This is a genomic window from Acidithiobacillus sp. M4-SHS-6 (assembly GCF_047421495.1).
Taxonomy (GTDB): domain Bacteria; phylum Pseudomonadota; class Gammaproteobacteria; order Acidithiobacillales; family Acidithiobacillaceae; genus Acidithiobacillus.
Genome location: NZ_CP175559.1, coordinates 739,388 through 754,158, shown reverse-complemented (window position 1 = coordinate 754,158; position 14,771 = coordinate 739,388). Strand labels below are relative to the sequence as shown.

General features: G+C 58.8%; 14 protein-coding genes. 9 read left to right on the top strand and 5 right to left on the bottom strand.

The features are described from left to right. The first annotated feature begins 8 nt into the window (after window positions 1-8). The 9 genes from ACJU26_RS03890 (at window position 9) to ACJU26_RS03850 (ending at window position 7,938) form a co-directional block, all read left to right on the top strand. Complete coding sequence (locus tag ACJU26_RS03890; RefSeq protein WP_414041228.1) at window positions 9-1,172, top strand: TrbG/VirB9 family P-type conjugative transfer protein; 1,164 nt, start codon at window positions 9-11, stop codon at window positions 1,170-1,172. Between the two features lies 1 nt (window position 1,173). After that, window positions 1,174-2,178 (top strand): TrbG/VirB9 family P-type conjugative transfer protein, encoded by a 1,005-nt coding sequence (locus ACJU26_RS03885; RefSeq protein ID WP_414041227.1) that lies wholly within the window; start codon window positions 1,174-1,176, stop codon window positions 2,176-2,178. 2 nt (window positions 2,179-2,180) lie between these two features. Continuing rightward, window positions 2,181-3,497 (top strand): TrbI/VirB10 family protein, encoded by a 1,317-nt coding sequence (locus tag ACJU26_RS03880; RefSeq protein WP_414041226.1) that lies wholly within the window; start codon window positions 2,181-2,183, stop codon window positions 3,495-3,497. A 17-nt stretch (window positions 3,498-3,514) separates the two neighbouring features. After that, window positions 3,515-3,781: a hypothetical protein gene (locus ACJU26_RS03875; protein ID WP_414041225.1), complete on the top strand. Its 267-nt coding sequence runs from the start codon at window positions 3,515-3,517 to the stop codon at window positions 3,779-3,781. A gap of 33 nt (window positions 3,782-3,814) precedes the next feature. After that, window positions 3,815-4,399, top strand: a complete 585-nt coding sequence (locus ACJU26_RS03870; protein WP_414041224.1) for a lytic transglycosylase domain-containing protein — start codon at window positions 3,815-3,817, stop codon at window positions 4,397-4,399. 10 nt (window positions 4,400-4,409) lie between these two features. Continuing rightward, window positions 4,410-6,794, top strand: coding sequence for a type IV secretory system conjugative DNA transfer family protein (locus tag ACJU26_RS03865; RefSeq protein WP_414041223.1), 2,385 nt, complete (start codon window positions 4,410-4,412; stop codon window positions 6,792-6,794). 117 nt (window positions 6,795-6,911) lie between these two features. After that, on the top strand, window positions 6,912-7,121 hold the full coding sequence (locus ACJU26_RS03860) for an antitoxin MazE family protein (protein WP_414041222.1): 210 nt from the start codon (window positions 6,912-6,914) through the stop codon (window positions 7,119-7,121). Window positions 7,122-7,135: 14 nt separating this feature from the next. Further along, window positions 7,136-7,444 carry a type II toxin-antitoxin system PemK/MazF family toxin gene (locus ACJU26_RS03855; protein WP_414041221.1) on the top strand — a complete coding sequence of 103 codons (309 nt, stop codon included), beginning with the start codon at window positions 7,136-7,138 and terminating at the stop codon, window positions 7,442-7,444. A gap of 257 nt (window positions 7,445-7,701) precedes the next feature. Then, complete coding sequence (locus tag ACJU26_RS03850; RefSeq protein ID WP_414041220.1) at window positions 7,702-7,938, top strand: hypothetical protein; 237 nt, start codon at window positions 7,702-7,704, stop codon at window positions 7,936-7,938. Window positions 7,939-8,066: 128 nt separating this feature from the next. Here the strand turns inward: ACJU26_RS03850 and ACJU26_RS03845 are convergent, their stop codons facing one another. From ACJU26_RS03845 to ACJU26_RS03825, 5 genes are all read right to left on the bottom strand, one after another. Next, window positions 8,067-9,533, bottom strand: coding sequence for a TolC family protein (locus ACJU26_RS03845; protein WP_414041219.1), 1,467 nt, complete (start codon window positions 9,531-9,533; stop codon window positions 8,067-8,069). Continuing rightward, the gene (locus ACJU26_RS03840) at window positions 9,530-11,728 is read right to left on the bottom strand and encodes a peptidase domain-containing ABC transporter (RefSeq protein WP_414041218.1); all 2,199 of its coding nucleotides are present in this window, start codon (window positions 11,726-11,728) and stop codon (window positions 9,530-9,532) included. The genes ACJU26_RS03845 and ACJU26_RS03840 overlap by 4 nt, the downstream gene beginning before the upstream one ends. After that, entirely contained in the window at window positions 11,725-12,999 is a 1,275-nt protein-coding gene (locus tag ACJU26_RS03835) for an HlyD family secretion protein (RefSeq protein ID WP_414041217.1), read from the bottom strand. Before ACJU26_RS03835 ends, ACJU26_RS03840 begins: the two co-directional genes overlap by 4 nt. Window positions 13,000-13,827: 828 nt before the next feature. After that, window positions 13,828-14,034: a hypothetical protein gene (locus ACJU26_RS03830; protein WP_414041216.1), complete on the bottom strand. Its 207-nt coding sequence runs from the start codon at window positions 14,032-14,034 to the stop codon at window positions 13,828-13,830. A gap of 434 nt (window positions 14,035-14,468) precedes the next feature. After that, the gene (locus ACJU26_RS03825) at window positions 14,469-14,684 is read right to left on the bottom strand and encodes a Blp family class II bacteriocin (protein WP_414041215.1); all 216 of its coding nucleotides are present in this window, start codon (window positions 14,682-14,684) and stop codon (window positions 14,469-14,471) included. Window positions 14,685-14,771: the final 87 nt, after the last annotated feature.

Sequence of the window (14,771 nt, the reverse complement as noted above, 5' to 3'; positions counted from 1 at the left end):
AAGATGGCATGAAAACGAAGCTTCGCGTCAGCAAAAACAGAACATGGCTTTCTTTGGGGCTGCTCGTCCTTCCCGGGTTGGCGTTGGCGGGCGTGGATACCAGTCTGCCGACGGCAAGTCTGCCGACTGCAAGTCTGCCGCCGGTGAAGCCGGTTTCGCAGACCGCCGGGTCCGTTCCCCCGCAGGGGAATCCGGCAACGAAGTCTGCGGGAACAAAAACCGGAGATGAATCTGGCGGCACCCCGTCCGCGAGCCCGAAAGTCCCGGCCATCTCGCCGGAGGCCGCCGCGCAGATAGCGTCGGCGCGGGTGTGGCAACAGTCCATCGCCACCCCGCCCGAGGGGCCGGAGAGCACCGCAACAAACATCCTTGCCCGTCAGTCGCTGGCGGCATCCCAGGCAATGGATGACGCCCTTCCGGTGATCGGCGGCGCGAACGGAACCGTCAACAGTCTTGCCGGCCGGCCCGTGCTGGTCTGCTCGCCGCTGCACACCTGCATCATCGAGCTGCCCGCGGGCGTCAAGCCCGTGACGACCGTCGGCGTCAGCAAATCGGAATGGAATGTGCAGCAGGCTATCGTCGGCACTCAGCCAGAGATTTTTCTGAGCCCGAAATTCAAGGGTCTCCACCAGAACATCGTGGTGGCCGCGACCGACCAGGGCAGGCCCATCAACTATGAAATCCGTCTGGTCAGTGACGCGGTGCGCTACATCCCGGCCCTGAAGATCGAGGATAGTGGAGGCGCGGTCCGCTCCTGGAAACCCGCCTTGCAGGGGGCTGACTTGCAGTCGGCGGACTTGCAGTCGGCAGCCGTTGCCGCCCGGAAAGGCAAAACGCCCCGCGTACTGCCTCTGCCCAATATCCATCTGGATCACATCAATCTTCGCTGGTCCATTCATTGCGGTGGCGGCGGATGGTTCGGCTTCAGCGACTGCAAACCGATCCGTCCATTGCACGTCTATGACGACGGGACCCATACCTTCATCGACATGCCCCATGGGCTGGCGAGCCATGGAGGATTTCCCATTCTGCAAGCCCGCAATGCCAGCGGACATCTGATCGGAGTCGATACCCAGATCCGGGGCAACACCTATGTCGTCGATTCAGTTCCCGCCGAGATCCTGTTACGGCTGGGTTCCGAGGTGGTCACCATCCAGCATGAGGGGAAGTAACATGCGCTACGTTGCGTTGAGGATTAAAAAACGGTCTGTGTTGATCATGGCCACGGTCGCCATGATGGCGGGGGTGCCCTCTTCCATCGCATCCACGGTGAAGGCGATGAAGGCGCCGGGAGTGGCTGGACAATCCGTACCGATTGCCAGAACGGTGAACACCTCCAAGGTCTTTCAGCACAGCCTGAATATTCACTATGGCGAGCCCATCCGGGCGGTGGAGCAACAATCGGTGCGGGCCTTTGCACTGGGGGTGATTTCGCAACTCCCCATATTCACGCGCCCCGGTGGAGAAGTCATCGTGCCACTGGAGCAAGACCTGCCGGTGCTTCAGACCGCTCCCGGCAACTTCTCCGTGATCATTCTGGGGAAGGGCGTCAAGCCGGTATCCCTGGTCGGCGCCCCGAGCGCCGAGTGGGTCGTGAAGGAGACGTCAGCCGGCGGGCATCCCATTCTGGAAATCATGCCCCGCTTTGCCGGGCTCGAAAGCAGCGTCCAGATCGTGGCGACCAGCCCCCACGGTTACCCGTTGACGTATACCGTGGGTCTGTACAGTGACTCTTCGCGATTCACACCGGTGCTCGCTTTTTACCGCGTCCATCACGTTGACCCGGAGGCGGTAAATCACGTCCAGGGACAGCAGGCAACTTTGCCGCCAACAGCCGCCATTGCAGCACCGCCGCAGGTGAATGCCACTGCTGCTGATCCCGACTGGAAAATGCAGTGCATTACTGGCGACTGCAAGTCTATCCAGCCGATCAGCGTAATCAGTGACAAGAAGAACAAGGCCACCTATATCCGTCTTCCGACGGAGAAAACTCCCATGGTGCTCGCGCGTAGCCGGTCCGGGAAGGTCATGACGGTCAGCTATTTCATGGATGGGCACACACTGACCGTCAGCGCCAATCCGCATCGCATCGACCTGCTAGCGGGGCTTTGGGATCAGGCTGCAGGCAAGTGGGACAGTCTGGCAGAAGTTCGCCTCACGAACGAGGCAGGAGAGTAAAGATGAAAAGCGGCAAAGAGTTTTTCTCCGATCTGCTCCAGAAAAAGAAAGGAGCGCCTGCGAGGCAACAGCCCGCCATGGACAGCAGCAAAGGCCCTCGCGGGCAGCAAGGCCCTGGCGGGCAGCGCGAAATCAACGTCAAGCCGGACAGGGACCAGTTGGCGACGCGCATCAAGCGGACGCCGCTCTATATCGCGGCTGCTGTGGTCGGACTGGGCGCCTATGGCGGCTATGAGTATCTGCAAAGCCACCCGATGTTCGGGGGCACCAAGCCTCAAGTGGCGGCCAAAACCATCCAGCCGGCGAGCGGGATTGGCGCGCCGGTCGCTCCGGTGCACCGGAAGCAGTACCACAAGCCCACCGCTCCCGGGGACACGTCGGGCGCATCGGCGACATCGCCCACGAACAGCGCAGCTGGCCAGTCTTACCCGGCATCCACCCCCACATCCACTGTGCCCAAAAAGAATCCTTACGCAGCGCAGGACGCCGCCTTCGCGTCCGCCCTGGGTACGGGGTCCGGTGAGGGCCTTGCCTGGAAGACGCCGGTGTCAACGCCGTCCGCGCAGGCTCCGGCGGTTCTTCCCATGGCCCTGCCCGCGGAACAGTCCGCAGCGAAGAAAACAAGGAAGAAGGCGCCGCCGCCCCTGGTGACACGGGAGACGAGCCCTTACGAGATTCTTTCCGGATCGGTCATTCCCGCTGTTTTGCAGACAGGCATCAAGAGCTACCTGCCGGGAGAGATCACGGCGGTGGTCAGCCAGAATGTCTATTCGTCCGTGAATGGCGCAACGCTCCTGATCCCTGCCGGCGCCCGGCTGGTGGGGACCTATGATACCCAGACCGCCATGGGCATCAACCGGCTGGCCGTTGCCTGGACACGCATCGAGTTTCCGAACGGCACCACCATGAACCTGCCGGGATACGGGGGAGCGGGCGGTTCCGGATACGCCGGCTTCGCCGGGGAGGTCAATGACCACACCTGGCTGATCTTCAAGAATGCGCTGTTGATGTCCATTGTGGATGCGGGGATGGCCATTGCGTCGCCCTCTTCTTCCATCAGCGCCAATGGACAGGTGACCGGCAACGTGGCCCTGCAGGACAGCGAGCAATCCCTGGCGCAAACCTTTGGGGAAGCCGAATCCCAGCTGCTGGAAAAGTACATCGACATAGCACCGACGATCACCATTCATCCCGGATATCTGTTCTCGGTGGTGGTGGCGCATGACATGGTGTTTCCCGGCCCCTACAGCCCCGCCATGCAGACGGGGCCGGCAGTCACAGAGCCCGCACTTGGGCCAAAACCAGACCCATACGGGTGAGCGGGTAAGGAGCCAAAATGCGTGGAAGCATCATCGTCCGGACGGAACACGATTGCGCCGGCCTCTCACCAGAAAAGCGAACGGCGGTCGTGACGCAGAAGGTACGTTCCTTGTCCGATGAGGGCCTGCAAGCGCTGGCCCGGCGCCGGGAGAAACAAGCACCCGGGGCGCCGTCTTCGCCCCATGTCGATCACCCTGCCTGCCGACGTGCTGGAACGTCTGCAGCGCTTCCAGGGGACCAGATGGAGCGTCTCCGCGCTGATCGATCGGATTCTGGAATCTGAAGATATCTGTTCTGAGCAATCACGGAGTTCGCAATGATCCCTTTATCCCAGATCAGCGCGGAATGCGCGCCCATGGTCGCGCCCTCGACGATGGCCGCCATTGTGCGGGTAGAGTCCGGGGGCAACCCTCTGGCGATGTGGAACAACAGCACGCGGAGCATGGTCATTCCCGGCAGCCGGAATCAGGCCATCCGGTATTTGCGGCAAGCCATGGCCGCTGGCCAGCGGGTCGACGTGGGGCTGGCCCAGGTGGATACCGGAAACTTCGCGGCCATCGGCCTCACGCCCCGGACCGCCTTCAATGCCTGTGCCAACCTCCGGGCGGGCGGCGAAATCCTGCGCATGGATTGGCAACAGGCGCTGACCAGCGGCTATCGGGGCCAACCAGCGCTCTACCACGCCTTTGAGGCGTACAACTCCGGACGGCTCTGGGGCGATGCTCAATATGCCAACCGGATACTGGGCGCCGCCGGAGCGCCCGCGCCTGCCGGTTTCTCCCAGGCCAAGGCCCTGCCGGCCAATCCTTTTCCTCAATTTCGCTGGCTTACTGCCGGTGGGCTTGCAGCCGGCGGTGCACCATCAGGTGACTCTTACTCCTCCTGGCCGGTTCTCCCATAAGGACTTCGAGATGGCAGACAAGATCCATGCTCCCAACTCCACCGTCTCCGACTACAAGGTTCAGCGCCTCGCCCGCGGCGGCAGACTCAAGACGACGCTTGCCGGCGTCGCCGCGGGCGTCATCGGCTACACGCTAGGCATATCCTATGTGGCACGGGACGTGTTTCCCGGCTACCGGTGGACCGATGATTTCATTCAGAAGGCGCATGCCTGGATCGCATTGCCTTACGGCTGGCGGCTGTATGATCCCCTGCCTTTCCTGCGGCCCATGATCATGAACATCCATTATCCGGTGATTCACCAGGCGTTCTATGATGCCGGCCTGCCGGCGGTGGTGCTGGGAATACTTACGGCGGGGATACTGGGGAAAAAGCACAAGGATGCGCAAAGAGCCATCCTGGACAACCCTGTGCATGGCTCGGCCCATTGGGCGAGCCGGAGCGACGCGATCCGTGCGGCGCTTCTGCCGTCTCCTCCACCAAGGACGGTGATGGACTCCCTGCGCCCCTTGCTTGGGCTCAAGGGAGATTCCGACTGGTCCCGCTGGAGAGATCGGCGGGAAAAACGGAAACAGGAGGCCGCCGAATGGCGGAGGAAGAAGGCGGAGAGGGAGAACAAACGCCTGTCGGAGATCCCGGAACCGACAGTTTTCGACCGGTTCGACTCCCCCCATGTCTGCTATGTCGGGGCCTTTGTCGAGAACGGGGTGGCCACTCCCCTCCAGCACACCGGAGCCGAGCACATCCTGGTCTTCGCTCCGACCCGGTCCGGCAAGGGCGTAGGCCTCGTCCTGCCCACGCTGCTGGACGGCTGGATGGACTCGGTGGTCGTGCACGACATCAAGGGGGAAAACTTCAACCTGACGGCGGGATACCGCAAGGCCATGGGCCACCACATCCTGAAGTTCGCCCCCGGATCGGTATCCGGGGAAGGCTGCCACTTCAACCCGCTGGATGCGGTGCGCGTCGGAACCCAGTATGAAGTCAAGGACGTGATGAACATCGCCACGATGATCGTGGACCCGGATGGCAAGGGCCTGAACGATCACTGGCAGAAAACCGGTTTTGCCCTGCTCACGTCCATCATCCTGCATGTGCTCTATGCCATGCCGGACAAGACATTGCGGGGCGTTGCCGCCTATCTCAACGATCCTACCCTGGAAAGCGTGGACATCGCCTTCGAGCGCATGATGCAGACGGAGCATGACCCGGATGAGCAATACGGCTGGAGGGACGGCAACGGCCAGTTCACCAAAGTGCATCCGGTCATCGCGCAATCCGCGCGGGAGATGCTGAACAAGGCCGAGAATGAAAAATCGGGCGTTATTTCGACCATGATGAGCTTCCTGTCCCTCTACCGGGACCCCATCGTCGCGAAATGGACGGAGTATTCGGACTTTCGCATTGCCGACCTGCAGGACGCCGAACAACCCGTCTCCCTGTACCTGGTCACCAGTCCGGAAGACAAGAACCGGCTCAAGCCCCTCATTCGCCTGGTGCTCAACCAGATCGCCTCCCAGTTCACCGCGGAAGAACGCCTGGAAGCGAAAGACGGGCGAATCGTCGCCAAGGGAAAGCATCGGCTGCTCCTGCTGCTCGACGAGTTCCCGAGCCTGGGCAAGCTGGATGTATTCCTGGACAGCATCGCCTTCCTCGCGGGCTACAACGTCAAGCTGTACCTCATCACCCAGGACATTGCCCAGTTGGAAGACGAAGGCCACGGCTACGGCAAGGCCGGGGCCAAGACCATCATCGGCAACTGTCACATCCGGGCGGCCTACGCGCCCAACCAGGTGGAGACGGCCAAGTGGATCTCGGACATGCTGGGCACCCGTACCGTGACCATGGAAAACGACAACCAGAGTTTCGACGGCTCCATGTTCAGCCAGAACAAGGGCTATTCGACGAGCCTCAGCTATCAGTCCCGCCCCCTGCTGACCGCGGACGAGGTCATGACCTTGCGGGGACCGGAAAAGGAAGGCTCCAATATCAGGACCCCGGGCGATATGCTGGTATTCGCGGCGGGCTTTCACCCCATCTATGGTCAGCAGTTGCTCTATTTCAAGAACCCGGAGTGGCTCGATCGGGCATCCATCCGGTGGCCGGAAAAGAGCGATTCCATCCCTGGGGCCAGGAAGGACTACAGGGCCATTCTGGGCGAGTCGGGCGGAACGCTGCCCATCCCCCATGTCGAGAAAGAGCAGGCACCCAATAATGGGCAGGGGCCTGTCGAGGAAGTGTCCGACGCAGAGAAGGAGGCCCTGGCGGCCGCTCAGTCCGAACTCAATGCACTTGCCGGAGAAAAACCGGTTGGCGAGGGGAAATATGACACGTCCGAACGGGACGCGGATAGGGCGTCTTTTGCGGGATTAACGGGGGAAAATGACGCTCATTAAGGTGCTACCGAAGGATAGAGCGCGCACCTGACTCCTGGGCATGTTGCATGTAACGCCATTGTTCTGTATGGTGTTGCATGTAACTTTATTGGAGACTTTTGCATGGGAACCACGCACGTGAATACACGAGTTCAAAAGCATCGTGACGCGCTACGCATGGCCGGACTGCGCCCGGTGCAAATCTGGGTGCCGGACACGCGCCGCCCAGACTTCGCGGAGGAGTGTCGCCGCCAATCCCTTCTCGTGGCTCAAACCGATAGCGCCGATACAGCCATGCTACAGTTCATGGATGAAGTCTTGGCAGACGTGGACGGCTGGACGGAATGATACGTGGCGATCTTGTGACCATCGCCATGCAGGGCGACTTTGGCAAGCCACGGCCCGCGTTGATAATTCAGGCCAACCTGTTTAGGGAGCACGCGAGCGTAACCGTTCTGCCGATCACCAGCACGCTGGTTGCTGCGCCATTGCTGCGCGTCACGGTTCAACCGAGCGCAGAGAACGGCTTGCAGAAGCCATCACAGGTGATGGTGGACAAGGCCATGACGGTGAAGCGCGAAAAGGCAGGGCCGGCATTCGGACGCATCGACACGGATGTAATGGTGGAGATCGAGCGTTGCTTGGCTGTGTTTTTGGGGATAGCGAAATGACCAGGATGTTCCAGACGGGCAGAATCTGAACGTGCTCATTATACCATATACCATCTTGCGGATCGGAGCGTGAATCCTCCCGCGACTAAGCCAGGGCTGTAGTCGGGGCTTCACGCTCTGCCACGATAGCCTGCGCGTACTGCCAGAGCGTGGAGAGCTTCAATTGGCCCGTCTCCAGTCCCGATCGAACTGCGCTTGGAGCTTGCCAATGTCCGGCCCGTTTAGCAGCAACCCCATTTCGCGGTTGACGTTCCGAATTGGCCGAAACCGAAGCGAAACTTAAAGAATACCGGAAGCTGGTAGAAGAAGCCCAGGAAGAAGTGGCTGCTCTGGCCCGAATCAATTATCGGCTGGATATCCGCATTCAGGAACTCGAAACTCAGCTGCAGGTCCGGGATGCCCGCATCGCAGACTATCAGAAACAGTTACAAGCGAACCCATCGGCGCAGAAAGTGGTTACCCTTCCCCAAGCCGGGGAGGAAGACTCCCCTTAAATTTTCAGGAACGGCGAGATACCAGACCACGTTATCCGATATCCATTTATCAAAAAAATCATAAACATACAGGACGTGCTCCAGTGGCGCCTGTTACCGTACTCAGGTTACCTACAGCTATTCGGTGTTTATGTCGCCTTACCCGCAAGGGCCACCCCCGCATACCGATACAGCGCCGCCTGATACTGATAGTACGCCGCCAGTTCTTCGGTTTCCGTGACGCGGGCGCTGATCAGATTTTCTTCGGCGGTCACCAGGTCCAGGATGTTCGCCAGCCCAATCCGATACTGGGTGCGAATACCGGACAGGGCCTTCTGGGCGCTGTGGACCTGGGCGCGGGCGGCCTGATAGGCGCGGTAGCTGCTCTGCCAGCGATAGTAGGCCTGCCAGACCTGCAGAAACACGCTCTGTACTTCCTGTTGGGCCTGCGCCTGCGCCTGATGGTAGAGGGCGCGCTCCTTCTGCACTTGGTACTGGGTCTGGAAGTTGCTGTCCAACGGCACATGCAACTGCAGCCCCACCGAAAAGCTTTCCTGGTTGGGGGTTTTCTGGAACCAGTCCTTGCCGAGGTTGCCTACCAGGGACAGGGAAGGCAATCCCTGGTCCTGGGCCACGGCAATGTTGTGTCGGGCGGCGGCCATGCTTTCCCGATCAGCCTGGATTGCCGGATTCTGCCGGTAGGCTTGCTGCAACCAGTGGGTGACGATCGGCGCATGGGGTGCCTGGGGCGGAGGCAGGGGCAGGATCGGCAATCGCAGCGAAACCGGCAGGCCGACCGTTGTGGCCAGCTGTCCCCGACTGGCTTGCAGGGCCCCCTGGGCGGCGGCCAGGTCTTCCCGGGCTCGGGCCAGTTCCGTCTGGGCCTGATAGACATCGGTCACGGCCTTGAGATGGGCGCGATACTGGATGCGGGTGTCCGCATAGATTTCCTGAGCTTCCCGCACGCCCTGCCGGTAGGTGTCCACAACGGCCTCCGCTTCCGCCAGACCATAGTAGGCATCGGCCACCTTGAGCGCCACCGTCTGCAGGGTAGCATTGGCGCTATAGCGGGCCAGCAGGGTGTTGGCATGGGCCGCCTGGACGCTGGCCTGACGATAGCCAAAATTGAACAGCACTTCGCTGAAGCTCAAGGAGCTATAGAGACCGTTGACGGCCGGTGCATTGAGCTGATGGATACTGTACAGGGTTTCGCTGCGCTGTCCTTGTACTTGTGCATTGAGGGTGGGTAACCAGAGCCCCTGGGCATAACCCCAGGCGGCCGCCTCCGCTTCCAGACTGGCCCAGGCACTGGCCGTCTGGGGGTTGTGGGCGAGCGCCCAGGCGGTCAGGGCGGGCAAGGTTCGTAAGCGCTGGAGTACGGCGGGAGAAGGAGGCGGGATACGCGGAACCTGCGGCGGCACTCCGGGCACGGCGCGATATTGTCCCCGGGGCGGCACCAATGTCTGCGTGTCCCAGGGGTCAGCAAAAAAGCCTTGGGCGGGATAGAGCAGTGCGGCCGAAGCGGGCAAGGTAAAGAGGTACAGCACCCCGCCCCGTAGTCCGTGCGTGATAAGGTTTTTTCTTCGGCGGGGCGCACGGTCTGGCGCTTTTTTCATGCTTCCCCGGCGGCGGCAGATGCGAGCGGGGCAGACGACGCTGGGCGCTGACCTTGCCAGATCGCCTGCCGGTATTGCTCCCACGCCACTTCGACCAGTCGTCCGTTGTCCAGCCGATAAATCCGCTCACATTGCAGGACGGTATCGGGGCGGTGGGCAATGACGATGCGGGTGATCTGCAGAGCACGGATATGGGCATTGACCTGCTCTTCCCGCGCCGGATCCAGATGACTGGTGGCTTCGTCCAGCACCAGAATGCGGGGTTTGGCCAGGAGGGCGCGGGCCAGAAAAACCCGCTGCTGCTGGCCACCGGAGAGGGTCGAGCCCATGTCCCCTACCAGGGTCTCATAGCCCATGGTCATGGCGCTGATCTCATCATGGATCCCGGCCAGGCGGGCCGCATCGACGATCTCTTCCAGCGGCGCGTCGGGGTTGGCGAAGGCGATGTTGTCGGCAATGCTGCCCGCAAAGAGCCGGTCGGACTGCATGACGGCCGCGACATGGCTGCGGTAGCGCGGGTAACCGAGTTGTCGAACATCCACGCCGCCATAAGTGATCGTGCCCCGCTCCGGGGTGGCGAGCCCCAACAGAACTTTCGCCAGGGTGGTCTTTCCGCTTCCCGAGGGGCCGATGATGGCGATGGAAGAACCGGCGGAGACCCGCAGCTGCAGTTCCTGCAGGATCCAGGGGTCGGTCTCGGCATAGCGGTAATGAATGTCTTCCAGCGCCAGATCGGCCGAAGGCTCCGTCCCCAGATAGGTCGCCTCGCGATGGGCTTCGGGCGGGGTCAAGGCGATGTCGGCCAGACGTTCGCCATAGAGGCGGAGCATCCGGAACTCGATCCAGGCATTGATCAGGCCATCGCCCCGGCTCAGAAACTGGCTGGCATAGGTGGCATAGGCCACCAACATCCCCACAGTGAATTCCGTATGCATGACCATCAGGGTGGCGATCCAGATGACCACCACATGGCCGATGCCGATCAGGAGCTTTTGTGCGGCATCGAAAATGGCGGAAAACTGCTGGACACGGATATTCTGATTCGTGGTTTCCACCAACAGATTGCTGAATCGGGCGGTGCGGTCGCTTTCCCGGTTGAACAGCTTCAGGGTCTGGATGCCCCGGATGGATTCCAGCAAATAGGTCTGCTGTTTGGCAGCCGCATAAATCCGCCGCTCCGTCGCTGCCCGCAGTGGATAGAACACCATCCAGCGCAACAGCAGATAGAGCACGAAGACGGCCAAAACGATCGCCGTCAGGCGGATGCTGTAGATGGCGATGACGACCAGGATCGCCAGGCCGAGCAGGCCATCCAGGCTGGCCGACACCAGGCGGGTGGTGATGGTATTGCGGATTTCCTGGATCGCCCCATAGCGGGAGACCACATCGCCAATATGCCGCTTTTCGAAGAAGTCCTGGGGCAGGCGCATCAGGTGCGCGAATACATTGGCCGCCCATTGCACGCCCAGGGTGGCGTTGATATGGATGACCACCCAGGAGCGCAGAGCGGAAAACAGCGCCGAAAACACCGTGACCGACAGATAGACGATGCCCAGCAGTTTCAGCAAGTGATGGTCATTGATGACCAGGACTTCATCAATGACCCACTGCAGGTAAAATGGCCCCAGAATCCCCAGGATCTCCAGCACCAGGGCCAACAGAAAAATACGCAACAAGGCCCCGCGCAGTCCCTTTACCGGACCGGTCAATGCCCGCAGGGAAATGGCGGCCTTTTCCTGGGCGGGCTGGAAATCGGCGGCGGGGGTCAACTCCAGCGCGACCCCGGTGAACCCTTCCGCGAACTCCGCCCAGCTCAGCACGCGCACGCCGCGGGCGGGGTCGTGGATCACCACCTGCCGGCGATGCACGGCCGTGAGCACGACAAAGTGATTGCCTTGCCAATGCAGCAGGCAGGGTCGTTTCAGCCGGGAAATCTCTGGCGGTTCCAGCCGCAAGGCCCGGCTTTCCAGGTGCAAGGCCGAGGCCATCCGCACCAGTTGGCTCAGATTGACCCCTTTGAGCGAGCTGCCGAAACGCCGGCGCAGGCTGGGCAGGTCAATGGCATAACCATGGTAACCGGCAACCATGGCCAGGCAGGCCAGGCCGCACTCGGCCGCCTCGGATTGCAGGATCATGGGAACAGCGCGATGGAACCCAAAGCGCAGGTCCGCCAGCATCTCCTGGGCGAATTTCATGAAGGGGGTACTGCCTGCTTTATCTGGGGTGGTATATTCCGGGGCTGAATAAAGAAATCCCGCTGCAATCCGCGCAAGGGTTCGAAGACCCATTGAATCAGGCGCAGGTGATTCAGCGGAATTTCGGCACGGACCTGCATCCCCGCCCGGAGGAGACTGGGTTGGCCGTTGACCCGCACCACCGTGCGATCCAACTGGACCAGCACCCGATAGAGGGGGACCGTGCTCCGTTGCTGGGTCAGGGTGGCAATTTCGGCAGGTGTCAGGGCGCTTTGAGAGATACTTTCCACCGTGCCATGAAAGGCCCCGAAACTGCGATAGGGAAAGGCGGCATAGTGCAGGAGGACCCGGGTGCCCCGATGCAGGTAGGCCACCGCCCGGCTGGGAACCAGCAACTGGGCAACCAGGGGATCCCCTCGCGGCATGAGGGACAAGACGGGGGAACCCGCACTGACGGCTTGGCCAGCGGTCACGGTCAAGGCCGATACCCGCCCGGCAGAGGGCGCCCGCAGCACCAGGGAGTGCCCGCCTGCTGTCTTGGCCAGCTCCTGGCGGAGGGAGGCCAGTTTGGTGCGCAGGTCGCCTTCCTGATTCTGGGTGTTCAGGGGCAATTCCAGGAGTTCCTGGCGGGTGTCACTGATCTGCTGGGCCAGAGTGCTCTGGCGGGTGCGCAGGGCCGCCAACTGGCTGCGGGCGCTATAGACGGCCAGACGCTGTTGTTGCAGCTGGGGATCGGAGACCAAGCCGCGACTCTTCACGCTGAGAAATTCCTGCAGCACTTTCTGGGTACTGGTGATGTCTTCCCGCTGGATCTGGATTTCGGTGCGGAGTTCCGCCGATTCCTGCTGCAGATCGGCCAGTTTGGTGGTCAGGGCCGATCGCTGCAATTGCGACAGGCTGTCCTCGGCGTGTAGATTCTGATGCAGAATCGCTTCTTCTCCGCTGAGGGACTGCTCGATCAGGGTGTTGACCAGGCCCACCCTGGGGCTATAGAGATTGCTCGCAATGTGCAACAGCGGAGTGCCGGCCTGCACCGACTGATTGGTATGCACCAATACCTTTTCGACAGTACCCGACAGCGGGCTGGTGACCGACAGCAGGCCCGCACTGGGGACGAGAGTGCCCGATACAGGCAAGTTTCGCGTGTAGTGGCCGAGGAAAAGGATCAGAAGGATGCCCGTGACCAGGGCCAGGGCCGTCCAGGCATAGACATGGTGGTGAACGGGGGAGCCGAGCTGGATGGGGCCGAGAAAATCACGATGGTTCGTCATTTTTTTATTAAATCCGGACAACAAAAGGCAGCGGTAAACGAACAAAATTGGTAATTACATGAATTCTGTAATTACGTCTTCAGGCATATAAAAATTCTATATTATCGTTTAATATCAACAAAATAAAGTCATTCTAAAGTTGTTTCTCGGTTTTTGTGTCAGCCAACTGATACTGTTACTCGCCCCGACTAAGCGACATATTTTATTGTTTCATTATTGAGCTTGCTTACCTTTCTGGTGACCGACTACGAATGAATATCCTATGAAGAAAATACATAGACAATATAGAAAGCGTTGCCAACCAAAAAATAAATAGCATTTCACCCCCATGTTTCACCAAATAATAAAAAGAAATGATCGATGTAAAAATCACGATAGCAACAGCATATTGTTTTTTTATCTTTTGTTCGTCTAGATTGATTATGGTTAGTGATGAGTATAAAAAAATCCCAATAAGTATAGGGATTATCGTTATGGCTTTAATACCGTAAAGCATAAAAAAAAACACTGTAAATATTAATGATGCAATAACATAAATTATGCGAAAATTCAACATAAATGCTCCTTTATTTTACCAAATCCAACATATGCGTTGCCATCTGTATGGCTACTCTTCACTTATTCCGGCTGGGTAAATATTCATGCTGGTAATTTGAGGCTATCCGGGTCTGTCAGGCTGCTCACATGAAACCCCGTTCTTGCCACCGTGAGGCGCCCATTAAATTTCAAAACGTATTTTAGGCACATAAAGTCACTTAGGCATGGCTGGGGTTTCCAATTGCTACTCGTCATCCTGGTTCATAGTACACAGACTAATAACCACCTGTTTTATCTGATCTCATGGTATATTCCATATGAAATCACGCCGATTGCTCCTGCAGCAGCTACAAAACCAGCTATTGGCATAGATGCCGCGACAGCTCCAACGGCTAGCCCATCGAGTGCTAGTGTTGCTCCGACTGCATCCCAGTCAACACTGTTTGCAGCCCCACCATTCACCGCATCGAACTCCGTAACATCCAACTCTTCCATCATGTTAGTTCTCCTTTCACTAGATAATGGGCAATTGCCCGGGATTTTGCCAGTGCCTCTCAGTTGAGGCCAGACAAAAGTCAATATTTAATTAATTAAAGCGGGCCGCGTCTTGACGAAACCAAATTACTAATACATCAAGGCTCTAAGTTTGACTGATAAAATACGGATGATTTTGTTGGTGATATATTTCAAGGTAAGCAGTATTTTGCCTCCGTCCCCACCAGTAGAGTTAAAGTAAATGCCAACAATAGAGCCTATTATAAGTCCAGATATACTATAGGTAAAACGCGGATAAACAACTCCAAAGATGTAGTGTAGAGTAATGAGTATGCATGCGAATACGCCAGCTACTACTACCCCAGTCAATATCCTGAAATTAAACATGTTCATGAATAATCTCCCTTAGGAAAAGATATTAGTTTAGACTGCCCAATTTATTTACCACCCCATCTATTTAGTGCCCAAGCAGTAAAGCCAGCTGAAGCACCACCGACAGCCGCATTTAAAAGATGCAAAGCTTCCGCCATACCTCCATATACCTGATCTAGTTGCTGAGTGGAAAGTTCATCGAAACCAGCAGTAGATGCGTGCGGATCTATATTGGATCCATTTTTTAACGAGTCTGAGCGATTGCTAAAAATTACTTCCATTTCAGTTCTCCTTTCACCAGTTAATGGGCATTTACCCGGGATTTTGCCAAGACATCTCTGTTGTTGAGGCTAGACAAAGAGTCAATC